Source organism: Microbacterium xanthum (assembly GCF_034531355.1).
GTDB lineage: Bacteria > Actinomycetota > Actinomycetes > Actinomycetales > Microbacteriaceae > Microbacterium > Microbacterium xanthum.
The window spans coordinates 155,397-178,901 of record NZ_JAWHUE010000003.1 but is presented as its reverse complement, the minus strand read 5'-3'; the positions used below and the strand labels follow the sequence as shown (position 1 = coordinate 178,901).

At 69.0% G+C, this 23,505-nt stretch carries 23 protein-coding genes and 1 tRNA gene; 22 read left to right on the top strand and 2 right to left on the bottom strand.

Annotated elements, in window-relative coordinates:
- Positions 1–60: 60 nt before the first annotated feature.
- The 10 genes from RZO50_RS10905 to RZO50_RS10860 all read left to right on the top strand — a co-directional run bounded on the left by RZO50_RS10905 (position 61) and on the right by RZO50_RS10860 (position 8,982).
- Positions 61–136, top strand: a tRNA-Lys gene (locus RZO50_RS10905).
- 259 nt (positions 137–395) lie between these two features.
- Complete coding sequence (locus RZO50_RS10900; RefSeq protein ID WP_322599756.1) at positions 396–1,601, top strand: substrate-binding domain-containing protein; 1,206 nt, start codon at positions 396–398, stop codon at positions 1,599–1,601.
- 17 nt (positions 1,602–1,618) lie between these two features.
- A complete protein-coding gene (locus RZO50_RS10895) occupies positions 1,619–2,392 on the top strand; it encodes an ABC transporter ATP-binding protein (RefSeq protein ID WP_322599755.1) in 774 nt (257 codons plus the stop codon).
- Positions 2,389–3,102: an ABC transporter ATP-binding protein gene (locus tag RZO50_RS10890; RefSeq protein WP_286932879.1), complete on the top strand. Its 714-nt coding sequence runs from the start codon at positions 2,389–2,391 to the stop codon at positions 3,100–3,102. The genes RZO50_RS10895 and RZO50_RS10890 overlap by 4 nt, the downstream gene beginning before the upstream one ends.
- Positions 3,099–3,974 carry a branched-chain amino acid ABC transporter permease gene (locus RZO50_RS10885; protein ID WP_071043098.1) on the top strand — a complete coding sequence of 292 codons (876 nt, stop codon included), beginning with the start codon at positions 3,099–3,101 and terminating at the stop codon, positions 3,972–3,974. The genes RZO50_RS10890 and RZO50_RS10885 overlap by 4 nt, the downstream gene beginning before the upstream one ends.
- Before the next feature lies 1 nt (position 3,975).
- On the top strand, positions 3,976–5,103 hold the full coding sequence (locus RZO50_RS10880; protein WP_416211594.1) for a branched-chain amino acid ABC transporter permease: 1,128 nt from the start codon (positions 3,976–3,978) through the stop codon (positions 5,101–5,103).
- Positions 5,100–6,668, top strand: coding sequence for a class I adenylate-forming enzyme family protein (locus tag RZO50_RS10875; protein ID WP_322599754.1), 1,569 nt, complete (start codon positions 5,100–5,102; stop codon positions 6,666–6,668). Before RZO50_RS10880 ends, RZO50_RS10875 begins: the two co-directional genes overlap by 4 nt.
- Positions 6,652–7,338 carry a TetR/AcrR family transcriptional regulator gene (locus RZO50_RS10870; protein ID WP_322599753.1) on the top strand — a complete coding sequence of 229 codons (687 nt, stop codon included), beginning with the start codon at positions 6,652–6,654 and terminating at the stop codon, positions 7,336–7,338. Before RZO50_RS10875 ends, RZO50_RS10870 begins: the two co-directional genes overlap by 17 nt.
- A complete protein-coding gene (locus tag RZO50_RS10865) occupies positions 7,331–8,083 on the top strand; it encodes a 3-hydroxybutyrate dehydrogenase (RefSeq protein ID WP_322599752.1) in 753 nt (250 codons plus the stop codon). The genes RZO50_RS10870 and RZO50_RS10865 overlap by 8 nt, the downstream gene beginning before the upstream one ends.
- Complete coding sequence (locus RZO50_RS10860; protein WP_322599751.1) at positions 8,080–8,982, top strand: alpha/beta hydrolase; 903 nt, start codon at positions 8,080–8,082, stop codon at positions 8,980–8,982. The genes RZO50_RS10865 and RZO50_RS10860 overlap by 4 nt, the downstream gene beginning before the upstream one ends.
- A gap of 65 nt (positions 8,983–9,047) precedes the next feature.
- On the opposite strand, the gene RZO50_RS10855 is transcribed toward RZO50_RS10860, so the two are convergent.
- Positions 9,048–9,851 carry an IclR family transcriptional regulator gene (locus RZO50_RS10855; RefSeq protein WP_322599750.1) on the bottom strand — a complete coding sequence of 268 codons (804 nt, stop codon included), beginning with the start codon at positions 9,849–9,851 and terminating at the stop codon, positions 9,048–9,050.
- 98 nt (positions 9,852–9,949) lie between these two features.
- Between RZO50_RS10855 and RZO50_RS10850 the strand changes: the two genes are divergently transcribed.
- From RZO50_RS10850 to RZO50_RS10840, 3 genes are read left to right on the top strand one after another with little or no spacing between them, the layout of a single operon-like run.
- Positions 9,950–10,726: a CoA transferase subunit A gene (locus RZO50_RS10850; RefSeq protein ID WP_322599749.1), complete on the top strand. Its 777-nt coding sequence runs from the start codon at positions 9,950–9,952 to the stop codon at positions 10,724–10,726.
- Position 10,727: 1 nt separating this feature from the next.
- Positions 10,728–11,411: a CoA transferase subunit B gene (locus tag RZO50_RS10845; protein ID WP_322599748.1), complete on the top strand. Its 684-nt coding sequence runs from the start codon at positions 10,728–10,730 to the stop codon at positions 11,409–11,411.
- Positions 11,408–12,592 carry an acetyl-CoA C-acetyltransferase gene (locus RZO50_RS10840; protein WP_322599747.1) on the top strand — a complete coding sequence of 395 codons (1,185 nt, stop codon included), beginning with the start codon at positions 11,408–11,410 and terminating at the stop codon, positions 12,590–12,592. Before RZO50_RS10845 ends, RZO50_RS10840 begins: the two co-directional genes overlap by 4 nt.
- A 21-nt stretch (positions 12,593–12,613) precedes the next feature.
- On the opposite strand, the gene RZO50_RS10835 is transcribed toward RZO50_RS10840, so the two are convergent.
- Positions 12,614–12,874, bottom strand: coding sequence for a hypothetical protein (locus RZO50_RS10835; protein WP_322599746.1), 261 nt, complete (start codon positions 12,872–12,874; stop codon positions 12,614–12,616).
- A 128-nt stretch (positions 12,875–13,002) separates the two neighbouring features.
- Here RZO50_RS10835 and RZO50_RS10830 point away from each other — a divergent pair, with 128 nt between their 5' ends.
- The 9 genes from RZO50_RS10830 (at position 13,003) to serA (ending at position 23,505) form a co-directional block, all read left to right on the top strand.
- Positions 13,003–14,430 (top strand): alpha,alpha-trehalose-phosphate synthase (UDP-forming), encoded by a 1,428-nt coding sequence (locus RZO50_RS10830; RefSeq protein ID WP_322599745.1) that lies wholly within the window; start codon positions 13,003–13,005, stop codon positions 14,428–14,430.
- On the top strand, positions 14,427–15,197 hold the full coding sequence (gene otsB / locus RZO50_RS10825; RefSeq protein WP_322599744.1) for a trehalose-phosphatase: 771 nt from the start codon (positions 14,427–14,429) through the stop codon (positions 15,195–15,197). Before RZO50_RS10830 ends, otsB begins: the two co-directional genes overlap by 4 nt.
- Before the next feature lie 26 nt (positions 15,198–15,223).
- Complete coding sequence (gene ilvD, locus RZO50_RS10820; RefSeq protein ID WP_322599743.1) at positions 15,224–16,930, top strand: dihydroxy-acid dehydratase; 1,707 nt, start codon at positions 15,224–15,226, stop codon at positions 16,928–16,930.
- Between the two features lie 42 nt (positions 16,931–16,972).
- Positions 16,973–18,775 carry an acetolactate synthase large subunit gene (locus RZO50_RS10815; RefSeq protein WP_322599742.1) on the top strand — a complete coding sequence of 601 codons (1,803 nt, stop codon included), beginning with the start codon at positions 16,973–16,975 and terminating at the stop codon, positions 18,773–18,775.
- A 1-nt stretch (position 18,776) separates the two neighbouring features.
- Positions 18,777–19,286: an acetolactate synthase small subunit gene (gene ilvN, locus RZO50_RS10810; RefSeq protein ID WP_322599741.1), complete on the top strand. Its 510-nt coding sequence runs from the start codon at positions 18,777–18,779 to the stop codon at positions 19,284–19,286.
- An 88-nt stretch (positions 19,287–19,374) separates the two neighbouring features.
- A complete protein-coding gene (gene ilvC / locus RZO50_RS10805) occupies positions 19,375–20,400 on the top strand; it encodes a ketol-acid reductoisomerase (RefSeq protein WP_322599740.1) in 1,026 nt (341 codons plus the stop codon).
- Positions 20,401–20,792: 392 nt separating this feature from the next.
- A complete protein-coding gene (locus RZO50_RS10800; protein WP_322599739.1) occupies positions 20,793–21,383 on the top strand; it encodes a DNA polymerase III subunit gamma/tau in 591 nt (196 codons plus the stop codon).
- Positions 21,380–21,736 carry a hypothetical protein gene (locus RZO50_RS10795; RefSeq protein ID WP_322599738.1) on the top strand — a complete coding sequence of 119 codons (357 nt, stop codon included), beginning with the start codon at positions 21,380–21,382 and terminating at the stop codon, positions 21,734–21,736. The genes RZO50_RS10800 and RZO50_RS10795 overlap by 4 nt, the downstream gene beginning before the upstream one ends.
- A 164-nt stretch (positions 21,737–21,900) precedes the next feature.
- Positions 21,901–23,505, top strand: coding sequence for a phosphoglycerate dehydrogenase (gene serA / locus RZO50_RS10790; RefSeq protein WP_322599737.1), 1,605 nt, complete (start codon positions 21,901–21,903; stop codon positions 23,503–23,505).

The following is a 23,505-nucleotide window of genomic DNA, read 5'->3' as shown; positions in this document are numbered from 1 at the left end:
GGCGATCGTGATGGTAACGTTGACCCTCGGTTCGCCCGGTACGACATGCGAATCGATTCCGCGCCTCTAGCTCAATCGGCAGAGCAACTGACTCTTAATCAGTGGGTTCAGGGTTCAAGTCCCTGGGGGCGCACCACCGTTCGGAAGCCCCGGAGATGCCACCGCATCCCGGGGCTTTCGCGTTGCCCGCGCCCGTGGCCGCTCTCGGCGGACGTCGACACACCACATCTCGCGCGGAACGCCCGGCATCGCGCGGTGTTTCGCAGCGTCGGGCGGGATCGCTGAGGCGGGGATGCACGGGTCTTGACCTGAACCAGGTCTCATGTTTAGGTATCGTCAGGACCTGAACGGGGTTTCAGGTCATGCACCCTTCCTCAATGGCGAAAGGCACGCACATGCGGAGTACGAAGAAGTTCCTCCTGGGGTCCGCGGTCGCCGCGGGCGCCCTGGTCCTGGGGGCCTGCGCACCGCAGGCCGGAACCGATGGCGGCGACGCCTCGGGTGACGACGGCGCCGCGAGCGAGGTCACCGTCGGCATCGTCACGAGCGAAACCGGCGCCCTCGCCGGATACGGCGAACAGTACCTCGACGGCTTCAAGGCCGGCCTCGACTGGGCCACCGACGGCACGATGGAAGTCGACGGCACCGCCATCAACGTGGAGTACCGCGACGACGGCGGCGACCCCGACAAGGCCGTCACCGCGGTCAAGGAGCTCATCGGGTCGGGGGTGAACATCCTCGCCGGCACCGTCTCCTCCGGTGTCGCCCTCGCGGTGGCGGAGCAGGCCGAGCAGAATCAGGTCCTGTACATCTCCGGTCCGGCCGCGGCGGATGCCGTGACCGGCATCAACGACTACACGTTCCGCTCCGGCCGGCAGAGCGCGCAGGACGTCGCGACGGCGGGAACCTTCCTCGACGACCTCGAGGGCACGAAGGTCACCGTCTTCGCGCAGGACACCGCGTTCGGGCAGGGGAACGAAGCGGCTGTCTCCGCGATCCTCGGTGCCCAGGGCGCCGAGGTCGACTCCGTGCTCGTGGCCGAGGACATCACCGAGTTCACGCCGTTCGCCCAGCAGGTTCTCGCCGGCGAGCCCGACCTCGTGTTCGTCGCGTGGGCGGGTGCCACCAGCGGGGCGATGTGGCAGGCGATGAGTCAGCAGGGCGTCCTCGAGGAGATCCCGGTCGTCACCGGTCTCGGCGATGCGGCGACCTTCGGCGCGTACGGCGAAGCATCCGAGCAGATCAACTTCCTCAACCACTACTTCCCCGGTGGACCCGACAACGACGTGAACGCGGCGATGGTCGAGCACATCGAGGCCGAGGGGGGTACCCCCGACCTGTTCAGCCCCGACGGCTTCAACGCGGCCGTCATGATCGTCCAGGCAATCGCCGAGGGCGGCGGTGAGGTCGACGGCATGATCGACGCCCTCGAAGGCTTCACCTTCGAAGGACCCAAGGGCACCATGACCGTGCGCGAGGGAGATCACGCCCTCATCCAGGAGATGTACCAGGTGCGCCTGGTCGCCGACGGCGACACGTTCGTGCCCGAGCTCATCGACACGGTCGACGCCGACGCCGTCGCCCCCGCCGAAGCACAGTAGGGCGGGCAGCAGCAGCGATGAACGCACCAGTCCCGCCCGTGGAGTCCGCGATCCGCGTCGACAGCCTCGGTCTGCAGATCGGGGGAGCGACGATCCTCAAAGATGTCCAGCTCGACGTCGCCGCCGGATCGTTCGTCGGGGTCATCGGCCCCAACGGCGCCGGCAAGACCACGCTGTTCAACGTGATCTCCGGACTCGTCAAACCCACCGCCGGCCGCGTGCTCATGCACGGGGAGGACATCACCACGATGTCCGTACCGGCGCGGGCCCGGGCGGGACTGGGCCGCACCTTCCAGACCTCCAGTCTCTTCCCGCAGCTGAGCGTGCTGGAGAACGTCCGACTGGCCGCGCAAGCGGCCCGCGGCGGGTCCGGCTCGCTCCTGCACTTCCCGCGGCGAGCCGACCACGCCGTCGAGATCGCCCACGAGAAGCTGCGCACCGTCGGCCTCGACCACAAGGCGCGCGCCTTGGCCGGGGGTATCTCCCACGGCGACAAGCGCAAGCTCGAGATCGCGGTGATCCTCGCCACCAAGGCCGACATCGTGCTGCTGGACGAACCGATGGCCGGCGTGGCCTCGGGTGACGTGGCCGGTCTCGTGGAGAACATCCGCACCATGCAGGCCGACAAGGGCTGCACCGTGCTCATGGTCGAGCATCACCTCGAGGTGCTGCTCGGCCTCGTCGAGAAAGTGGCCGTCATGTACTTCGGCAGCATCATCGCCTACGACACGCCGCAGATGGTCATGGCGGACCCCGTCGTGCAGCAGGCGTACCTGGGGAGCGCCGCATGAGCGCCCCACCCATCCTCACCGTCGAACACCTGCGGTGCTCCATCGCGGGGCAGCAGGTCGTCGAAGACGTCTCCTTCGAGGTGCCCGCGACCGGCATCACCGCCGTCCTCGGTCGCAACGGTGCCGGCAAGACCTCCACGCTGCGCGGCATCCTCGGTCTCATCCAGCGGCGCGGCACCGTCACCCTGGCCGGTACGCGCATCGACACGATGCCCACCCACAAGATCGTCCAGCGCGGAGTGGGCTACGTGCCGGAGGATCGCGAAGTGTTCGCCAAGCTCTCCGTCGCCGAGAACCTCGCGCTCGCGGAGCGGCAGAAGAACCCGCGCCGCGACTTCGTCGCCGAGCTCTTCCCCGACCTCGTCGACCGCCGCGACCAGCCGGCCGGCACGCTCTCGGGCGGCCAGCAGCAGATGGTCTCGGTCGCGCGCGCCCTCATCAACGACAACGCCCTTCTGCTCGTGGACGAGCCCACCAAGGGCCTCGCACCGCGGATCGTCGACGAAGTCGCCGAAGCGCTCCACGAGGCGGCGAAGGTCGTGCCGATCCTGCTCGTCGAGCAGAACCTCGAGGTCGTGCGGCGGCTCGCGGACTCCGCCGTCGTGATCGGCGCCGGACGCGTCGTACACACCGGATCCGCCGCCGAGATCCTCGACGACGACGAGCTGACCAAGCGCCTGCTGGGCGTGCACGCGGAGGCCCACGCATGAGCACCCTCGTCCTCACCCTCGTCACCGGCGTCGGACTCGGAGCCCTCTACTTCCTCGTCGCCAGCGGCCTGAGCCTCATCTACGGCCTCATGCACGTCCTCAACTTCGCCCACGGTGCCTTCCTCACCCTGAGCGCCTTCATGGGGTGGTTCGTGGCGCAGGCGCTCGGCACCGATTCCTGGGGCTCGTTCCTGCTGTCGATCCTCGTCGGCGCCGTCGTCGGCGCCGTGTTCGCCACCCTCACCGAGCTCGTCCTCATCCGACCGCTGTACGAGAGGCACATCGAACAGGTCCTCGTCACGGTCGGCCTGTCGCTGGCAGCCGTCGCCCTGTTCGAGGGCATGTGGGGCACCGATGCGATCACCATCGCCGGCCCTCCGTGGCTGACCCAGACCACCGAGATCCTCGGCGCCCGCATCCCCAACAAGTACTGGGTGCTCATCGTTGCGGCGGGGCTGGTGCTCCTGGCGCTGGTGCTGTTCCTGCAGAAGACCCGCTACGGCATGGTCATCCGCGCCGGCGTCGAGAACCGCGCCATGGTCACCGCCCTCGGCATCGACGTGCGCCGCTCCTTCACTCTGGTCTTCGCCATCGGCGGGGCCGCCGCCGGCATCGGCGGTGTGATGGCCATGCACTACACCAACTACGTCTCGGCGCACATGGGGGCGACGCTGCTGATCTTCGCTTTCATCGTCACCGTCGTCGGTGGGCTCGGCTCGCTCACCGGCGCGGCGATCGCCTCCGTGCTGGTCGCCGTGCTCCAGCAGGTCGCCAACACCTACCTCAACGGCACCGGCGACTTCATCGTCGTCATCCTCCTGGCCGCGGTGCTGCTGCTGCGACCGACCGGACTCATGGGAAGGAGGGCCTGACATGTCGCGCTCGACGAAGAACGTGCGCCGGTTCGTTCCGATCGGCATCGGTGTCGTCCTCATCGCCTTCATGGCGCTGCTCCCGATGCTCAACCTGTCGCTGCCGGGGATCCTCCCCACCCCCACCTACATGCCCGGTACGCTCGCGCTGCTGTCGCTGTGCATGGTGTTCGCCGCGCTTGCCCTGTCGTACAACCTGCTGCTGGGCACCTCCGGGATGCTGTCCTTCGGCCACGCGCTCTACTTCGGCGCCGGCGCCTACGGCCTGGGCATCGCGCTGGAGCACCTCGGCGTACCGCTGTGGCCCGGCGTGTTCATCGCGCTGCTCGGCGGCATGGTGATCGCACTTGCCACCGGTGCGGTGTCGATGCGGGTCTCCGGCATCCCGTTCGCCATGGTGACCCTCGCCTTCGCGCAGGCGGGTTCGGTGCTCGTGCGCCGCAACTCCGACATCACCGGCGGTGAAGAGGGGCTGGGGCTGAACACCGACCTGGTGCCCGATGCGCTGGTCGGCGTCGTCAACACCCGCAACCTCTACTGGCTGACCCTTGCGATCCTCGTGATCGTCTACCTCGTCGCGCTGTGGGTCGACAAGAGCCGCCTCGGACACCTCGCCCGTGCGACCCGCGAGAACGAGCAACGCGTGCGGGTGCTGGGACTTTCGCCGTTCACCGTGCGGCTGACGGTGTTCGTCATCGCGGCGGTCCTGGCGAGCCTTGCGGGCGTCGCCTACCTGCTCCTGCAGTCCGGCACGGTGCCACGCGCGGTGTCGGCCGACCTCACCATCACGATCCTCGTGATGGTCGTCCTCGGCGGCGTGGGCTTCCGGTGGGGTGCCATTGTGGGGGGTGTGCTCTATACGCTCCTGGACCAGCGACTCACCGTGCTCGCCGGCTCCGAGGCGATCGCCGGCCTCCCGGACATCCTGCGCATCCCGCTGTCGGAGCCGCTGTTCCTGCTGGGAGCGCTGTTCATCCTCGTGGTGATGTTCCTGCCGGGCGGGATCGCCGGGACGGTCGACAAGCTGTTCCGACGGCGACGGCGACAGTCCGGTCACGACGAGAGCACGCTGGAGGAGATCGACGACGCGGCCACGCAAGCCGAGAACCCCGTCGAGGTGCGGGCATGACGACCGAAGGCCGGCGCGAGCCGGCAGGCATGCACACGGTCGGGCGCTGGGTGACCGATCGCGCCGCCCAGTCGCCGCACGCGATCGCGATAGATGACCGCGGCGTGACGGTCGACTACGCCACGCTCGCCGGCCGCGCCCGTGCGCTGGCGGCATCGCTGTCCCGCGCCGGGTACGGACCGGGGAATCGGATCGCCACGGTCTCGGGCAACTCCGCCGATCATGTCGTGGCCTTCTTCGGATGCGCGCTGGCCGGAGTCGCGTTCGTCCCGCTGTCGTGGCGGCTCACACCCGGCGAAGTCGGCGATCTCCTTCACCGCAGCGACCCCGATCTGCTGCTCGTCGACGACGAACACCACGTGTTGGCGGGCGAGGCACGACGCGCGGTGCCCGGCGCCCCCGCCATGGTGCTGCTGGGCGCGGCGGGTGTCGAGGCGCACGTGCCCGACCCGGTGCGCGCCGGTGCGCCCCGGGAGGTCCAGGACGACGATCCGCTGCTGATCATCTTCACCTCCGGCTCGGAGGCGGCACCCAAGGGCGTCGTCCTCACGCACGCCAACTGCTTCTGGAACAACATGGCCCTGGCGGGTGCCCTGCCGCTCACGGGCGCCGACGTGGTCCTGGCGATGCTGCCGCAGTTCCACGTCGCCGCGTGGAACTGCCAACCGCTGCTGGCCTGGTGGGTGGGAGCGACCGTCGTGCTCGAGCGGGCCTTCCAACCGGCCCGTGCCCTGCAACTGCTGTCGCAGCGCAAGGTGACGGCGATGATGGGCGTTCCCACCCAGTACGGGATGCTCGCCGCCGACCCGGGATGGGCCGATGCCGACCTCGGGACGCTCTCCCAGGCGCTCGTGGGCGGGGCGACTGTTCCGCGCGAGGTGCGTGAGCGCTGGTCGGCGAGAGGGATCCCCCTCACACAGGGGTATGGACTGACCGAGGCGGGGCCCAATGTGCTGCATCTGTCCGACAGTGACGCGCAGGCCCATCCGGATGCCGTCGGGCGCCCATACCCCCACGTCGACGTGCGCGTGGTCGACCCGGAGACCGGGCTGGAACCCAGCGGTGCGGGCACCGGTGAGCTGTGGGTGCGAGGGCCGAGCGTGTTCGCCGGCTACTTGTTCGATGAGGACGCCACCACGCGGGCGCACGCGGGGGAGTGGCTGCGCACGGGAGACCTCGTGCGCCGTGACGAGGATGGCGTGCACACCATCGTCGATCGACTGAAGGACATCTTCATCTCCGGCGGTGAGAACGTCGCCCCCGCCGAGGTCGAGCGTGCGCTCGTCCGGCATCCCCTCATCGCCGCGGCGGCCGTCGTCGGCGTCCCCGACCCCGTCTGGGGCGAGCGAGGCGTCGCCTTCTGCGTCGCCGAACGCGGGGCGACCCTGTCGTCGGACGAGGTCATCGCCCATGCCAGGGCCCACCTCGCCGCCTTCAAGGTGCCCGTCGCGGTGTCGTTCGTGGATGCCTTGCCGACCTCCGCGATCGACAAGGTCGCCCGCGCACGCCTGCGTGAACGCGCCACGCGGCTCGTGGAGGGAGTCCGTCATGACCACGCCCGCTGACGCCGAGCTCGACGCCCCCGCCGTCTCCCAGACCACCGGTCGACCGCTGACCAAACGCGGCGAGGCGACCCGCCGTCGCCTCCTCGAAGCCGCCGAGCAGGTCTTCGCCGAACAGGGCTATCACGAAGCGTCGATCGTCAAGATCACCGAGCGTGCGGGGATCGGTCTCGGCACGTTCTACCTCTACTTCGACAGCAAACAGGCGATCTTCGAGGCGTTGGTCATCGACCTGAACCGCCGGGTGCGGCATTCGATGAGCGAGGCGATGGCGGGCGCTGCCAGCAGGCTCGACGCCGAACGTGCCGGATTCGCGGGCTTCTTCCGCTTCACCGCCGCCCATCCTGCCCTCTACCGTGTGGTCCGCGAGGCCGAGTTCGTCTCGCCGGACACGCTGCACCTGCACTACACCCGCATCGTCGACGGCTACGAGGAGGGCCTCCGCGCGGCACAGCAGGTCGGCGACGTCGACCGTCGACTCGATCCGACCGTGACCGCGTGGGCGCTCATGGGCATGGGCGAGCTCATCGGAATGCGGTTCCTGCTCTGGGAGCGCGACGACGACGGCGTGCCCCCCGACGAACTCGACACGCATGTCTTCGACGCGATGATGCGCTTCATCGACAACGCCCTCGCCCCCCGAGGCGGAACGGAAGGACCCACGGATGCCTGAACAGACCTTGGCCGGCAAGAGCGCCCTCGTGACCGGCGGCGCGAGCGGGATCGGCCTGGCGTGCGCGGAGGCGTTCGCCGCGCGCGGCGCCGACGTCACCATCGCCGACCTGAACGCCGATGCGGCCGCCGAGACCGCCGACCGGCTGGGCGGTCGATCCTGGGCGGTCGACCTCTCCGACACCGCGGCATTGGACGACCTCCGCCTGGAGGTCGACATCCTCGTCAACAACGCCGGCGTCCAACGCGTCGCCGCACTTCCGGACTTCGCGCCGGACGACTTCCGGTTGCTCCTCCGGCTCATGCTCGAGGCGCCGTTCCTGCTCGTGCGCGCCGCGCTCCCGCACATGTACGAGCGGGGGTGGGGGCGGGTGATCAACATCTCCAGCGCACACGGTCTGCGCGCCAGTGCCTACAAGTCCGCCTACGTCTCGGCCAAGCACGGTCTGGAGGGGCTGTCGAAGGTCACGGCCCTCGAGGGCGCCGGGCACGGGGTGACCAGCAACTGCATCAACCCGGCCTACGTGCGGACCCCGCTGGTGGAGAAGCAGATCGCCGACCAGGCGCGGGCGCACGGCATCGACGAGTCGGAGGTCGTGGAGAAGATCATGCTCACCGAGACCGCCGTCAAGCGCCTCATCGAGCCCGAGGAGGTCGGATCCCTGGCTGCGTGGCTGGCCGGCCCGGACGCAGGCATGGTCACCGGAGCGTCCTACACCATGGACGGCGGATGGACGGCCCGGTGAGCGGCTCCCGCACCGTCGAGGTGGCGGTTCCCGGCGGCACCCTGGCCGCGACGGTGTGGGAGCCCGAGGGTGCGACGCGCCAGACGCCGACGGTCCTCGCCGTGCACGGCGTGACCTCATCACACCTCGCCTGGGCGTGGGTCGCGCCGCGCCTGGCCGACATCAGGGTGATCGCTCCGGATCTGCGCGGACGCGGGCGGAGCAACGCCATCGCCGGGCCGGCGGGGCTCGCCGTGCACGCGGATGACATGGCTCTCCTGCTGGACGCCGTGGGGGTGGAACAGGTGACCGTCGTGGGGCATTCGATGGGGGGCTTCGTGTCGGTGGTCTTCGCACATCGCCATCCGGATCGCGTCTCGCGCCTGCTGCTGGTGGACGGCGGGTTGCCGCTGTCGATTCCCGCCGGCATGGACCCGGATGAGATGATGGCCGCTGTTCTCGGACCCACCGCCGCGCGGCTGTCGATGAGGTTCGACGACGAAGGGGCATACCTGCGTTTCTGGCGGGAGCATCCGGCGTTCGCGGGGGCGTGGGAGCCCCGGCTGGACGACTACTTCGCCTACGATCTCGTCCCGGCGGAGGACGCGCCGGGCCGGTTCCGGTCCGCCACGAGCTATGCCGTGACGCGCGACGACACCACCGACATGACCCACGGGTCGGCGCTTGTGGACGCGCTCGCCGCGCTTCGGCATCCCGCGACCCTCGTAACCGTTCCCCGCGGTCTGCGGAACGAAGAGCCCGGGCTCTATCCGCCGAGCCATCTCGACGCTGTTCTGGCCGCGCATCCGAGCCTCGAACACCGACGGATCGATGGCCTGAACCACTACACGATCGTCATGTCCGACACCGGCGCCGCGCTCGTCGAGGGGATCCTCCGCGCCGAACTCGCGCTGGTCTGACGCGCCGCTCGACGTCGGAGGCGTTTCCGGGTGGGGAGCCGGGGTGGGTCGTGGGGGGATGCCCGTCAACGACGGGTGGCGGCGATGCGCGATGTGAGCTGGTGCGCGTGGGCGAGCAGGGTGCGGCCGAGGTCGGGCAGGCGCTCGGGAGAGAAGCGGAACTCCACACCGGTCAGGCTGAGCGCCCACTGCGGGTGGCCTTCGCGGTCGAACACCGCTGCGCCCATGCCCCAGCTGCCCTCCACGATGAGGCCGGGGTTGACGGCGTAGCCGCGCGCGGTGGTCTCCCGCAACCGGGCGCGCATGCGGTCCGCGTCATGGCCCCGGCCCCAATCGGAGGAAATCTCCGGATGCCGAGTCAAGTACGCGTCCACATCGTGGGTCGGTAGGAAGGCGAGGATCGCGATGCCCGCGGAGGCGACGCCGAGGGGGAACCGCACCCCCTCGGACAAGACGAAGGATCGGATCGGAAAGCTCCCTTCTTCTCGAAGCAGGCAGACGGTCTCATCGCCGCGTCGTGCCGACAAGAACGCGCTCTCCTCGGTGCGCACCGCCAGCGACCGCACCACATCGCGCGCGACCGCGGTGATGTCGTAGCGGCTGGCCGCCACCGAACCCATGAGATAGAGCTCGGGGCCGGGCATCCACCGACCCGTGTGCTCATCGTGGTCGACCAGCCCCTCGTGGGCGAGCGCGGTGAGCAGGCGGTGCGTCGTCGGACGGGTCAGATCGGCTCGACGCGCGAGGTCCGCCACCGTCGTCCCGGTGTCGCCGGCCGCGGTCACCAGGCGCAGCAGTGCCGCCGCGCGAGCGATCGCCTGCGCGCCCGGAACACTCGTCGTCGATCGGCGGGGCGGAAGGGTGTCCATGATGTGGACGCTACGCCGCCGGATGCTCACATCGCAAGAGCGCGCTGGTCGGGCGTCACCGGACGCGGGAGGATGATACGGACGACGAAGGAGTTCGCGTGATCGACAAGACCTGTCCATCGGCTGCTGAGGCCGTCGCCGACATCCCCGACGGAGCCTCGCTGGCGGTCGGCGGCTTCGGCCTGTCCGGCAACCCCATCGCCCTCATCGAGGCGCTCCTGGCGCAGGGCACGCGCGAGCTGAGCGTCGTGAGCAACAACTGCGGCGTCGACGACTGGGGGCTGGGAGTCCTCCTGCACGCCCGGCGCATCCGCAAGATGACGTCGTCCTACGTCGGGGAGAACAAGGAGTTCGAACGCCAGTTCCTCTCCGGCGAGCTCGAGCTCGAACTGACACCGCAGGGGACCCTCGCCGAGAAGCTCCGTGCGGGCGGCTCCGGCATCGCGGCCTTCTACACCCAGACCGGTGTCGGGACCCAGGTCGCCGAGGGTGGTCTGCCGCAGCGCTACGACGGCAGCGGGGGCATCGCGCTCGCGTCGCCCCCGAAGGACGTTCGCACGTTCGACGTCGACGGTGCGCCCAAGCAGTTCGTCCTCGAAGAGGCGATCACCACCGACTTCTCCCTCGTGCACGCGCTGCGCGGGGACCGGCATGGCAACCTCGTGTTCAACAAGGCCGCTCGCAACTTCAATCCGCTCGCGGCCATGGCGGGCCGTGTCTGCATCGCCCAGGTGGAGGAACTCGTCGAGCCTGGGCAGATCGACCCCGACGACGTGCACCTGCCCGGCGTCTTCGTCCACCGCATGATCGAGGTCGGATCAGGCATCGAGAAGCGCATCGAACGACGCACCGTCCGCACTGAACAGGAGGCGTGAGATGGCCCTCACCCGCATCGAGATGGCCGCGCGCGCCGCGCGCGAGCTCGCCGACGGCTCGTACGTGAACCTCGGCATCGGACTGCCCACGCTGGTGCCCAACCACGTTCCCGACGGCGTGACGTTGGTGCTGCAGTCCGAGAACGGCATCCTCGGTGTCGGCCCCTACCCGGCTGAGGACGCCGTCGACCCGGATCTGATCAACGCGGGCAAGGAGACGGTGACGACCCTTCCGGGAACGGCGTTCTTCGACTCGGCGACCAGCTTCGGGATGATCCGCGGCGGCAAGATCGACGCGGCCATCCTCGGCGCCATGCAGGTCTCGCGCACCGGCGACCTCGCGAACTGGATGATCCCGGGCAAGATGGTCAAAGGTCCCGGCGGTGCCATGGATCTCGTCCACGGGGCCGGGAAGGTCATCGTGCTGATGGAGCACGTCGCGAAGGACGGTTCGGCGAAGATCGTCGACGAGTGCTCGCTGCCGCTGACCGGGCGCGGCGTGGTCGATCGCATCATCACCGACCTCGCCGTCATCGACGTCACCGACGAAGGACTGGTCCTGGTCGAGGTGGCACCGGGGGTGACGGTCGATGAGGTGACCGCCGCGACCGAGCCGCCGCTGCGCATCTCGGAGTCGCTCGCGGCCGTCACCATCGACCCCGCGCTCGAAGGGAGCACCGCATGATCACCGACGACATCGTCATCGTCGCCGCCGCCCGCACGCCCCAGGGTCGGCTGAAGGGCCAACTCGCCCCCCTGACCGCGGTGCAACTGGGTGCCGCCGCGATCCGCGGCGCGCTCGAGCGCAGCGACATCCCCGCCGAGGCCGTCGATGCCGTGCTGGTGGGCCAGGTGCTCGCCGCCGGTGCGGGCCAGAACCCCGCCCGGCAAGCCGCGGTTGCCGCGGGGATCGGATGGGACGTGCACGCCTCCAGCGTGAACAAGGTCTGTCTGTCGGGCCTGACCGCCGTCATCGACGGCGCGCGCATGCTGGCCCTCGGCGACGCGACGGTGGTCGTCGCCGCCGGCATGGAGTCGATGACCCGCGCACCACACCTCATGATGGGCTCGCGCGCGGGATGGACCTACGGCTCCGTCGAGGTGATCGACCACATGGCCCACGACGGACTCACCGACGCCTATGACGACGAGAGCATGGGGGCCTCCACCGAGCGACACAACGAGCGCCTCGGCCTCACACGAGAGAGGCAGGATGCCGTCGCCGCCCGCTCCCACCAGCGCGCCGCCGCCGCACACGAGGCCGGGATCTTCGACGCCGAGATCGTGGCGATCGAGATCCCGCAGCGCAAGGGGGACCCGACGATCGTCTCCCGCGACGAGGGTGTGCGGCCGGAGACGACGGTGGACACCTTGGCGAAGCTGCGTCCTGCGTTCGCCGAGGGCGGCTCCATCACGGCGGGCAACGCCTCGCAGATCTCCGACGGCGCCTCCGCGGTCGTGCTGACCACCCGCTCGCACGCCGACGAGAACGGATGGAAGGTCCTTGCGGTCGTGGGCGCCTCCGGGCAGGTCGCCGGTCCCGACAACTCTTTGCACGCCCAGCCGGCGCGTGCGATCGAGAAGGCCTGCACCAAACAGGGCATCGCTCCGGGGGACCTGGATGTGGTCGAGATCAACGAGGCTTTCGGGGCCGTGGTCGCCCACTCCCAGGCGGAACTGGGGCTGTCCGACGAGATCGTGAATCCGCACGGCGGCGGCATCGCCATCGGGCATCCGATCGGTGCGTCGGGCAACCGCTTGGTCGTCCACGCCGTACACGAACTGATTCGACGCGGCTCCGGCACCGCGGCGGTCGCGCTGTGCGGCGGCGGTGGACAGGGCGACGCGCTCATCCTCACCCGCTGAGGGCGGGGTGAGGACCGGAGCTCAGCGACCCCGGGCGAGGCGCTTCTTCATGAGCTTCTCCTCTTTGCCGTGCACGGGGGAGTCCTGCGGAATCGCGTGCCCGCGTGCGGCGCGGCGGGTGTCGACGATCGCGCCGATCGCCAGAGCGAGCGAGATGCCCCAGCTCAGCCACGCCAGCGCTGTCCGCCACGTGAAGGGCTCGTCGTTGCGGATGCTCCGCAGCAGGGTCATTCCGCCGGTGACGGCGCTGAGGATTCCGGTGCCGAACAGATACTGGCGCATGGCCCCACGCTATCGCGACGACGCAGCCACCGTGCACTCTTGACACTCACCGCGGAAGCCGTCAAGGAGCGGTTTCGCGAAACACGGCGCTGTTAGCCTGAAGGCCCGATCACCGTCAGGAGCACCCTGTGACCCAGGCCGAATTCGTCGTCGTCGCCAACCGCCTGCCCGTGGACAAAGCCGGACCGGGGGAGGGGGAGGACGGCTGGCGCCGGTCGCCGGGAGGGCTGGTCACCGCGCTCGAGCCGGTCATGAAAGAGACCGATGGTGCCTGGGTCGGCTGGCCCGGCCAGGCCGACCTCGAGCTGGAGCCGTTCGAGTTCGACGGGACGCAGCTGATCCCGGTCTGCCTCAGCGCGGACGAGATCGAGAAGTACTACGAAGGATTCTCCAACGACACGATCTGGCCGCTCTACCACGACGTCATCGCCGCTCCCCGGTATCGGCGCGTGTGGTGGGACTCCTACGTTCGCGTCAACCGTCGCTTCGCCGAGGCCGCCGCGGACGCGGTCAAGGAAGGCGGCACGGTCTGGGTGCAGGACTACCAGTTGCAGCTCGTGCCCAAGATGCTGCGCGAGATGCGCCCCGACCTCACGATCGGCTACTTCCACCACATCCCCTTCCCCGCCTACGGTCTGTACTCGCAGCTGCCGTGGCGCCGCCTGGTGCTCGAGGGGCTGCTCGGGGCCGATGTGATCGGATTCCAGCGTGTGGCCGATGCCGGCAACTTCGCCCGCGCCGTGCGGCGCCTGTTCCGCTACGAGACCCGCGCCGGGCGCATCACGGTCCCCGCCGAGGACGGGACCGCCCACGTCGCGTTGGCCAAGGCCTTCCCGATCTCGATCGCCGCCGACACCTATATGCAGCTGGCCGAGAAGCCCGAGGTCCAGGCGCGTGCGAAAGAGATCCGGGAGGGGCTCGGGAACCCCAAGGCGATTCTGCTGGGCGTCGACCGCCTCGACTACACCAAGGGCATCCGTCATCGTCTGAAGGCCTTCGGCGAGCTCCTCGAGGACGGCCGCGTGACCGTCGACGACGTCACTCTCGTGCAGGTCGCGAGCCCGAGTCGTGAGCGCGTCGAGGCGTATGTGCAGCTGCGCGACGAGATCGAGCTGACCGTCGCCCGCATCAACGGCGACTACGACACCTTCGGGCACAGTGCCATCCGCTACCTCCACCAGGGGTACCCGCGAGAAGAGATGGTCGCCCTGTTCCTCGCCGCCGACGTGATGCTGGTCACGGCCCTCCGCGACGGCATGAACCTCGTCGCGAAGGAGTACGTCGCCACCCGCAACGACAACCGCGGGGTCCTCGTGCTGTCGGAGTTCGCCGGCGCGGCCGACGAACTCGGGTCGGCGCTGAAGGTCAACCCGCACGACATCGACACGCTCAAGGACGTCATCATCCAGGCCATCGAGATGCCCGAAGCCGATCAGGCACGGCGGATGCGCTCGCTGCGCAAGCGGGTCATCGAGCACGACGTCAAGGCCTGGTCGGATTCGTTCCTGGCGGCGCTCGACGACGCCCGCACCGCGAAGGAGCGTGCCGCCCGATGACCGACTCGATCTCGGCCCTCGCCGGCACCGACGAGCTGCTGGTCGCCCTCGACTTCGACGGCACGCTCTCGCCGCTCCAGGACGAGCCGATGGCGGCCCGCATGCTTCCCGAGGCGCGCGCGGCGCTGGACGCGCTCGTGGCGACGCCGCGCACCACCGTGGCGCTGGTCTCCGGGCGCAGTCTGCACGATCTGCGCGTCATCGCCGAGCACGACGAGACGTCGCCGGTGTGGCTGGCAGGCTCCCACGGTGCGGAGTTCTGGCAGCCCGGAGCCGGCGTGCAGGACACCGCCGCCGACGCCGTCGACGCGAATCTGCGCGACACGCTCCGCGCCCACGCCGAACGTGTGACCGCGGGTCTGGAGGGCGTCTTCATCGAGCCGAAGAGCTTCGGGTTCGGCGTGCACACGCGCACGGCCTCGCGAGAGGACGCCGCGAAGGCGAACGCGGCCGTGGACGCCATCGTCGAGGCCGAGGCGCCGCACTGGCGTCGACGCACCGGGCACAACATCGTCGAGTACGCCTTCCGGCACGAGGGCAAGGATTCCGCGGTCGCCCACCTGCGCGAGGCCGTCGGCGCCACCGGCGTGCTCTTCGCCGGGGATGACGTGACCGACGAGGATGCCCTGGCGAGCCTGGGCCCGTCAGATGTCGGCGTGCACATCGGCCGTCGCGACACCCACGCGACGGTGTCGGTACCCGATATCGCCGCGTTCGCCCGCCTGCTTCGTCGTCTCGCCGACGAGCGCGCCGCGGGTCTTCGTTAGACCCCGGTCGGCCATAGACTCGGAGTATGGCCCACCCCGACGAATCGATCGACATCAAGCCCCGCAGTCGCGCCGTCACCGACGGCATCGAAGCCACCACGTCACGGGGCATGCTCCGCGCGGTCGGCATGGGGGACGAGGACTGGGACAAGCCTCAGATCGGCATCGCGTCGAGCTGGAACGAGATCACCCCCTGCAACCTCAGCCTCGACCGCTTGGCGCAGGGCGCCAAGGAGGGTGTGCACGGCGGCGGCGGGTATCCGCTGCAGTTCGGCACCATCTCGGTCTCGGACGGGATCTCGATGGGACACGAGGGAATGCACTTCTCCCTGGTGAGCCGCGAGGTCATCGCCGACTCGGTCGAGGCGGTCATCATGGCCGAGCGTCTGGACGGCACCGTGCTGCTGGCCGGATGCGACAAGTCGATCCCCGGCATGATGATGGCCAGTGCCCGCCTCGGCCTGTCGAGCGTGTTCCTCTACGCCGGGTCGACGATGCCCGGATGGGTCAAGCTCAGCGACGGCACGGAGAAGGACGTGACGATCATCGACTCCTTCGAGGGCGTCGGGGCGTGCCGCGCGGGCAAGATGAGCGAAGAGGACCTCAAGCGCATCGAATGCGCCATCGTCCCCGGCGAAGGCGCGTGCGGCGGAATGTACACCGCCAACACGATGGCCTCCGTGGGGGAGGCGCTGGGCCTGAGCTTGCCGGGTTCCGCCGCTCCGCCGTCGGCGGACCGTCGACGCGACTACTACGCGCACCGCTCGGGTGAGGCCGTGGTCAACCTGCTCCGTCAGGGCATCACCACCAAAGACATCCTCACCAAGGAAGCGTTCGAGAACGCGATCGCCCTCGTGATGGCTCTCGGCGGTTCGACCAACGCGGTGCTTCACCTGCTGGCCATCGCCCGCGAGGCCGAGGTGGACCTGACCCTGCACGACTTCAACCGCATCGGCGACAAGACGCCCCACGTGGCAGACATGAAGCCGTTCGGCCAGTACGTGATGAACGACGTCGATCGCCACGGCGGCATCCCCGTGGTGATGAAGGCGATGCTCGACGAAGGGCTCATCCACGGGGACGCCCTCACCGTGACGGGCAAGACCGTCGCCGAGAACCTGCGCGACCTGGATCCCGACCCGATCGACGGGAAGGTCATCCACACCTTCGATGACCCGATCCACGCCAGCGGTGGCATCACGATCCTCCACGGCTCGCTCGCGCCCGAGGGCGCCGTGGTCAAGACCGCCGGCTTCGACGCGACGGTCTTCGAAGGACCCGCTCGGGTCTTCGAGCGGGAACGCGCCGCCATGGACGCCGTCGCGTCCGGTGACATCGCCCCCGGAACGGTCATCGTCATCCGATACGAGGGTCCCAAGGGCGGCCCGGGCATGCGTGAGATGCTCGCCATCACCGCCGCGATCAAGGGCGCAGGGCTCGGAAAAGATGTACTACTCTTGACGGACGGCAGATTCTCAGGCGGCACAACCGGCCTGTGCATCGGCCACATAGCACCCGAGGCGGTGGACGCAGGTCCCATCGCGTTCGTGCGCGATGGTGATCTGATACGGGTCGATATCGCAGCTCGCAGTCTCGACCTACTCGTCGATGACGCGGAGCTGGACTCCCGCCGCTCTGGCTGGGAGCCCCTTCCCCCGCGCTACACCCGTGGCGTCCTGGCCAAGTACTCCAAGCTCGTGCGCTCCGCCGCGCACGGAGCCGTCACCGGGTAGCGGCCTCCGACTCATCTGCTCGTTCTCGACAGAGGAACCACCATGCCTTCAGAAACCGCCGCCGCCGTGCCGCGGCCACCCGCTCGCAGCGCTTCGGCGCCCGTGCTCTCGGGCGCCCAGGCCATGGTCCGCTCGCTCGAACTGCTGGGCGTCACCGACGTGTTCGGCATCCCCGGTGGTGCCATCATGCACTTCTACGACCCGCTCATGGACGCCAGCGAGCTGCGCCACATCCTCGTGCGCCACGAGCAGGGGGCCGGGCACGCCGCCGAGGGGTACGCGTCGGCGTCGGGTCGTCCCGGTGTCGCCATCGCGACCTCGGGCCCCGGCGCCACGAACCTCGTCACCGCGATCGCCGACGCCTACATGGACTCCGTCCCGCTGGTGTGCATCACCGGTCAGGTCTTCTCGCACCTCATGGGCACGGACGCGTTCCAGGAAGCGGACATCGTCGGCATCACGATGCCGATCACCAAGCACTCCTTCCTCGTCAAAGACGCCTCGGAGATCCCCGGCGCGATCGCCGCGGCGTTCGAGATCGCCACGACGGGTCGTCCCGGACCCGTCCTGGTGGACATCACCAAGGACGCCCAGCAGGCCGAAGTGCCCTTCGTCTGGCCGCCGAAGTACGACCTGCCCGGGTACCGACCCGTGACCAAGGCGCACGGCAAGCAGATCCAGGCCGCGGCCCAGCTGATCGCCGAGGCCAAGAAGCCGGTGCTCTACGTAGGCGGCGGAGTGATCCGCGCCGGAGCCTCCGCCGAGCTGCTCACCCTCGCCGAGTCGACCGGAGCTCCGGTCGTGACCACCCTGATGGCGCGCGGTGCCTTCCCCGACTCGCACTCCCAGCACCTCGGCATGCCGGGCATGCACGGAACGGTGCCCGCCGTCCTGGCGCTGCAGGAGGCGGACCTTCTCATCACCCTCGGTGCCCGGTTCGATGACCGCGTCACCGGGAAGGCGGCGCTGTTCGCTCCCGGTGCGAAGGTCATCCACGTCGACATCGACCCGGCCGAGATCTCCAAGATCCGCACCGCCGACGTGCCCATCGTGGGCGACCTGAAGGATGTGCTGGTCGATCTGGACACCGCCTTCCGCGGCGTCGCCGACGGGCAGAAGCCCGAGATCGACCAGTGGTGGTCGTTCCTCGACGGGCTGCGGGACGAATTCCCGCTCGGCTTCGCCCCCACCTCCGACGGCCTGCTCTCGCCGCAGCACGTGATCCAGCGCATCGGCGAGCTCACCGGCCCGGAAGGCGTGTACGCCGCGGGGGTCGGGCAGCACCAGATGTGGGCTGCCCAGTTCATCAAGTACGAGCGCCCCAACGCATGGCTCAACTCCGGCGGGGCCGGCACGATGGGCTACGCCGTTCCGGCCGCGATGGGCGCGAAGGTCGCCGAGCCGCACCGTCAGGTGTGGGCGATCGACGGCGACGGATGCTTCCAGATGACCAACCAGGAGCTGGCGACCTGCGCGATCAACGGCATCCCGATCAAGGTCGCCGTCATCAACAACTCCTCGCTGGGCATGGTGAGGCAGTGGCAGACGCTGTTCTACGACGGACGTCACTCCAACACCGACCTGAACACCGGACACGGCACGGCGCGCATCCCCGACTTCGTGAAGCTCGCCGAAGCGTACGGATGCCTCGCCATCCGCGTCGAGAGCGAAGACCAGGTGGACGACGCGATCAGGCTGGCGCTGGAGACCAACGACCGGCCGGTCGTGATCGACTTCGTCGTGAGCGCCGACGCCATGGTGTGGCCGATGGTCCCGCAGGGCGTCAGCAACAGCTACATCCAGTACGCCCGCGAGCACGCGCCGTCGTTCGAAGGGGACGAGTGAGATGTCGAAGCACGTCCTGAGCCTCCTCGTCGAGGACAAGCCCGGCCTGTTGACCCGCGTCGCGGGACTGTTCGCCCGTCGCGGATTCAACATCGAGTCGCTCGCCGTCGGCGTCACGGAGGTGCCTGGGCTGTCGCGCATCACCGTCGTCGTCGACGTCGAGGGGCTTCCCCTCGAGCAGGTGACCAAGCAGCTGAACAAGCTGGTCAACGTCATCAAGATCGTCGAGCTGGAGCCGGCCGCGTCGGTGCAGCGCGAGCACATGCTCGTGAAGGTGCGCGCCGACAACCAGACGCGCTCGAACGTCTTGGAGGTCGTCAACCTCTTCCGCGCGTCTGTGGTCGACTACGCCCCCGACGCGGTCGTGGTGGAGATCACCGGCGACCAGGGGAAGGTCGAGGCCTTCTTGCGCGCCATCGAGCCGTTCGGCGTCAAGGAGCTCGCCCAGTCGGGCCTGCTCGCGATCGGCCGCGGACCCAAGAGCATCACCGAGCGCGTCCTGCGCGGCTGACACACCCCCTTTCGCTTCTCGCTCCCCGGTCGTTGAGCGCGCGAAGCGAGACCATACGCAACGACCCACACTGAAGGAGACACGGAGAATGGCTGAGATCTTCTACGACGACGACGCCGACCTGAGCATCATCCAGGGCAAGAAGGTGGCGATCGTGGGCTACGGCTCGCAGGGCCACGCCCACGCGCAGAACCTGCGCGACTCGGGTGTCGAGGTCGTCATCGGCCTCAAGGACGGCTCGAAGTCGACCCAGAAGGCGCAGGAGGAAGGCTTCGAGGTGAAGTCGGTCGCCGACGCCGCCGAGTGGGCCGACCTCATCATGATCCTGGCGCCCGACCAGCACCAGCGCTCGATCTTCACCGACAGCATCAAGGACAAGCTCACCGCGGGCAAGACCCTCGCCTTCGCGCACGGCTTCAACATCCGCTTCGGCTACATCGACGCGCCCGAGGGCGTGGACGTCATCCTCGTCGCCCCGAAGGCCCCCGGCCACACCGTGCGCCGCGAGTACGTCGCCGGTCGCGGCATCCCCGACATCATCGCCGTCGAGCGCGACGCCTCGGGCTCGGCCTGGGCCACCGCGCTGTCCTACGCGAAGGCGATCGGCGGCACCCGTGCCGGTGTCATCAAGACGACCTTCACGGAGGAGACCGAGAGCGACCTGTTCGGCGAGCAGGCCGTGCTCTGCGGTGGCGTCTCGCAGCTCGTCCAGTACGGCTTCGAGACCCTGACCGAGGCCGGCTACCAGCCGCAGATCGCGTACTTCGAGGTCCTCCACGAGCTCAAGCTCATCGTCGACCTGATGTGGGAGGGCGGCATCGCCAAGCAGCGCTGGAGCGTGTCGGACACCGCGGAGTACGGCGACTACGTCTCGGGTCCCCGCGTGATCGATCCCAGCGTCAAGGAGAACATGCAGGCCGTTCTCGCCGACATCCAGTCGGGCGCGTTCGCCAAGCGGTTCATCGACGACCAGGACAACGGTGCGACCGAGTTCATGCAGCTGCGCGAGAAGGCCGCATCGCACCCCATCGAGGCGGTCGGCAAGGACCTGCGCTCGCTCTTCGCCTGGAAGCAGCAGGACGAGGACTACACCGAGGGCAGCGCCGCGCGCTGACCGAGGTAGCTTGGGTTGAGTAGTGGCTCAGCCGCGTATCGAAACCCTTGGGTTGAGTAGTGGCTCGGCCGCGTATCGAAACCCTTGGGTTGAGTAGTGGCTCAGCCGCGTATCGAAACCCTTGGGTTGAGTAGTGGCTCAGCCGCGTATCGAAACCCTTGGGTTGAGTAGTGGCTCAGCCGCGTATCGAAACCAGGGCAGCGCCGCGCGCTGACCGAGGTCGTGAACGGAGGGCGGGTGCTTCGGTGCCCGCCCTCCGTCGTGTCCGCACGTGGCCGTTCACGTGCCGCGTGATGTCGGTTCGCGGTCCGGATCACGACCACCGGTGACAGATGAACGGCGGACATCGGCGCAGCGGGCACGGTCGGGTACGGCGCGGCTAGGCTGGGGGAGTGACCCCCCGCGAGCGAGACGCCCTGAGCTGGGACGGCGATGACGACCCGACCCTCGATGTGGGAGCGTCAGCGGCGGATCCGGTCGATGTCCCCGAGGAGGCGTCCGAATCGTCCGCGGGCAATGCCAGGCCCCTCGACCTGCCTCCCGGCTACACGGCCGTCGGTCGAGGGTCCGACGGCATCGGCACCCCGGACCGCGAGTCCGCCGAGGGGGCCGAGCCCGCGCCGTCCGACGACGCCCGGGACGACTCGTCGGGGGCGGACGAAGAGCCTGCGCCCATCGGGAACGCCGCACTGATCGCCCTCGGCGTGCTGGGCGGGGTGTACCTGCTCTACACGGTCGGGTGGATCGTGGGCGGGCTGCGCCTGCAGGATGTCATCCCGTTCCTCCTGCCGGAGACGGCCGTGGCGCGAGTCGCCTACACGTTCGCGCTCTGGATCGCCGTCGCCACGCCCGCCCTGTGGTTTGCGGGGACCGTCCTGCTGACCCGCCGCTCACGCACGTGGATCCGCTTCGTGTGGCTCGCCGTAGGAGTCGTCCTTCTCGTGCCGTGGCCCTTCGCGATGATCGGAGCGATCGGACAATGAGTACTGAGACGGCATCGGAGCGCAGCCGCCGCATCCCCACCTGGTTGACCGGGACGATCACCGGCGCGTTCGGACTGCTCTATGCCTACGCGGTATGGAACGCCCTGGATTTCCTGATCCTCCAGGCATCGGGTCTGCGCGGTCTGAACGGTCTCGGCTGGCTCGTCCTCGGTTTCGCGGTGCTGTTCCCGATCATCGTCTTCGCCGTGACCTTCGGGATGGGTCGACGACGCGGGGCCCGCGCTCTGTCGCTGATGCTGCTGGTCGGGCTCGGACTGGTCGCGGTGTTCTGGCTCGATGTCCTCGCCTATTCCTCGATCACCGACGCGCTGCTGAACCCCCTCGAGACGTGAATCGGCCCCCTCGAGACGTGAATCGGAAGGGGCAGCCGCGTCACACGGTTCGTCGGCTCCCCACCCGCGCGATAGGCTGAGTCCGGCCTCGCCCCCGCCGCGTGCGGCGCGGCATTCCGCATTGCACCGCGCATCTCGCGCACCGCCACCGAAGGAAAATCCACGTGTCGAAGCCCGTCGTGCTCATCGCCGAACAGCTCTCTCCCGCCACCATCGACGCCCTGGGTCCGGACTTCGAGGTCCGCCATGTCGACGGCACCGATCGTCCGGCACTCCTCGAAGCCTTGGCAGACTCGAACGCCGTGCTCGTGCGCTCCGCGACGAAGATCGACGCCGAAGCCCTCGCGGCGGCACCGCACCTGAAGGTCGTCGCGCGCGCGGGGGTCGGACTCGACAACGTCGACATCAAGCAGGCGACGACCGCGGGGGTCATGGTCGTCAACGCCCCGACCTCCAACATCATCTCGGCCGCCGAACTGACCGTCGGCCACATCCTCAGCCTGGCCCGACGCATCCCGGCGGCGCACGCCTCGCTCGCGGGCGGAGCGTGGAAGCGCAGCTCGTACACCGGCACCGAGCTGTTCGAGAAGACGGTCGGCATCATCGGCCTCGGCCGTATCGGCGCGCTCATCGCCGCGCGTCTGCAGGCGTTCGACATGAAGGTCGTCGCCTACGACCCGTACGTCACCAGCGCGCGCGCCCAGCAGCTCGGTGTCCAGCTGCTCACCTTGGACGAGCTGCTCGAGCAGAGCGACTTCGTCACCATCCACATGCCCAAGACCCCCGAGACGACCGGGATGATCGGCACCGCCCAGCTGAAGCGCATGAAGCCGACGTCCTACGTCGTCAACGTCGCGCGAGGCGGACTCATCGACGAGGAGGCCCTGTTCGAGGCCCTGACCTCGGGCGAGATCGCCGGCGCGGGCCTGGATGTGTTCACCTCGGAGCCGCCGCTCGAGGGCGGCACCGCACACCGGCTGCTGGATCTGCCGAACGTGGTGGTGACCCCGCACCTGGGCGCCTCCACCGAGGAGGCGCAGGAGAAGGCCGGGGTGTCCGTCGCCCGTTCGGTGCGCCTGGCCCTCGGCGGTGAGCTCGTACCCGACGCGGTCAACGTCGCCGGTGGCGTCATCGACCCCTACGTGCGACCCGGCATCGCTCTGGTGGAGAAGCTCGGGCAGATCTTCTCGGCACTGTCCCACTCCCCGCTGACCAGCCTCGACGTCGAGGTGCACGGCGAATTGAAGGACTACGAGGTGGGTGTGCTCAAACTCGCCGCTCTCAAGGGGGTCTTCACGAACGTGGTCAGCGAGACCGTGTCGTACGTGAACGCGCCGCTTCTCGCCGAGCAGCGCGGTGTGGAGGTGCGTCTGATCGTCGACGATGACAGTCCCGAGTACCGCAACGTCATCACGCTCCGTGGAGCCCTCAGTGACGGCTCGCAGCTGTCGGTTTCGGGCACCCTCACCGGCCCCAAGCAGGTCGAGAAGCTCGTCGGCATCAACGGGCACGCGATCGAGCTGCCGATCGAGAAGCACCATGTGGTGATGCTCTACACCGACCGTCCCGGAATCGTGGCGGTCTACGGGCAGAAGTTCGGCGAGGCCGGCATCAACATCGCGGGCATGCAGATCGCCCGCGAGACCGCGGGTGGTCAGGCGCTGTCGGTGCTCACGGTCGACTCGCCCGTCGACGATGCGCTTCTCGAAGAGGTCAGCTCGGCCATCCACGCCGACCTGTTCCGTCAGATCGAGATCACCGAGGCCTGA

Coding starts and splice junctions, on each gene's coding strand:
- RZO50_RS10900 (WP_322599756.1), top strand. CDS start 396: ATGCGGAGTACGAAGAAGTTCCTCCTGGGGTCCGCGGTCGCCGCGGGC.
- RZO50_RS10895 (WP_322599755.1), top strand. CDS start 1,619: ATGAACGCACCAGTCCCGCCCGTGGAGTCCGCGATCCGCGTCGACAGC.
- RZO50_RS10890 (WP_286932879.1), top strand. CDS start 2,389: ATGAGCGCCCCACCCATCCTCACCGTCGAACACCTGCGGTGCTCCATC.
- RZO50_RS10885 (WP_071043098.1), top strand. CDS start 3,099: ATGAGCACCCTCGTCCTCACCCTCGTCACCGGCGTCGGACTCGGAGCC.
- RZO50_RS10880 (WP_416211594.1), top strand. CDS start 3,976: ATGTCGCGCTCGACGAAGAACGTGCGCCGGTTCGTTCCGATCGGCATC.
- RZO50_RS10875 (WP_322599754.1), top strand. CDS start 5,100: ATGACGACCGAAGGCCGGCGCGAGCCGGCAGGCATGCACACGGTCGGG.
- RZO50_RS10870 (WP_322599753.1), top strand. CDS start 6,652: ATGACCACGCCCGCTGACGCCGAGCTCGACGCCCCCGCCGTCTCCCAG.
- RZO50_RS10865 (WP_322599752.1), top strand. CDS start 7,331: ATGCCTGAACAGACCTTGGCCGGCAAGAGCGCCCTCGTGACCGGCGGC.
- RZO50_RS10855 (WP_322599750.1), bottom strand. CDS start 9,851: ATGGACACCCTTCCGCCCCGCCGATCGACGACGAGTGTTCCGGGCGCG.
- RZO50_RS10845 (WP_322599748.1), top strand. CDS start 10,728: ATGGCCCTCACCCGCATCGAGATGGCCGCGCGCGCCGCGCGCGAGCTC.
- RZO50_RS10840 (WP_322599747.1), top strand. CDS start 11,408: ATGATCACCGACGACATCGTCATCGTCGCCGCCGCCCGCACGCCCCAG.
- RZO50_RS10835 (WP_322599746.1), bottom strand. CDS start 12,874: ATGCGCCAGTATCTGTTCGGCACCGGAATCCTCAGCGCCGTCACCGGC.
- otsB (WP_322599744.1), top strand. CDS start 14,427: ATGACCGACTCGATCTCGGCCCTCGCCGGCACCGACGAGCTGCTGGTC.
- ilvD (WP_322599743.1), top strand. CDS start 15,224: ATGGCCCACCCCGACGAATCGATCGACATCAAGCCCCGCAGTCGCGCC.
- RZO50_RS10815 (WP_322599742.1), top strand. CDS start 16,973: ATGCCTTCAGAAACCGCCGCCGCCGTGCCGCGGCCACCCGCTCGCAGC.
- ilvN (WP_322599741.1), top strand. CDS start 18,777: ATGTCGAAGCACGTCCTGAGCCTCCTCGTCGAGGACAAGCCCGGCCTG.
- ilvC (WP_322599740.1), top strand. CDS start 19,375: ATGGCTGAGATCTTCTACGACGACGACGCCGACCTGAGCATCATCCAG.
- RZO50_RS10795 (WP_322599738.1), top strand. CDS start 21,380: ATGAGTACTGAGACGGCATCGGAGCGCAGCCGCCGCATCCCCACCTGG.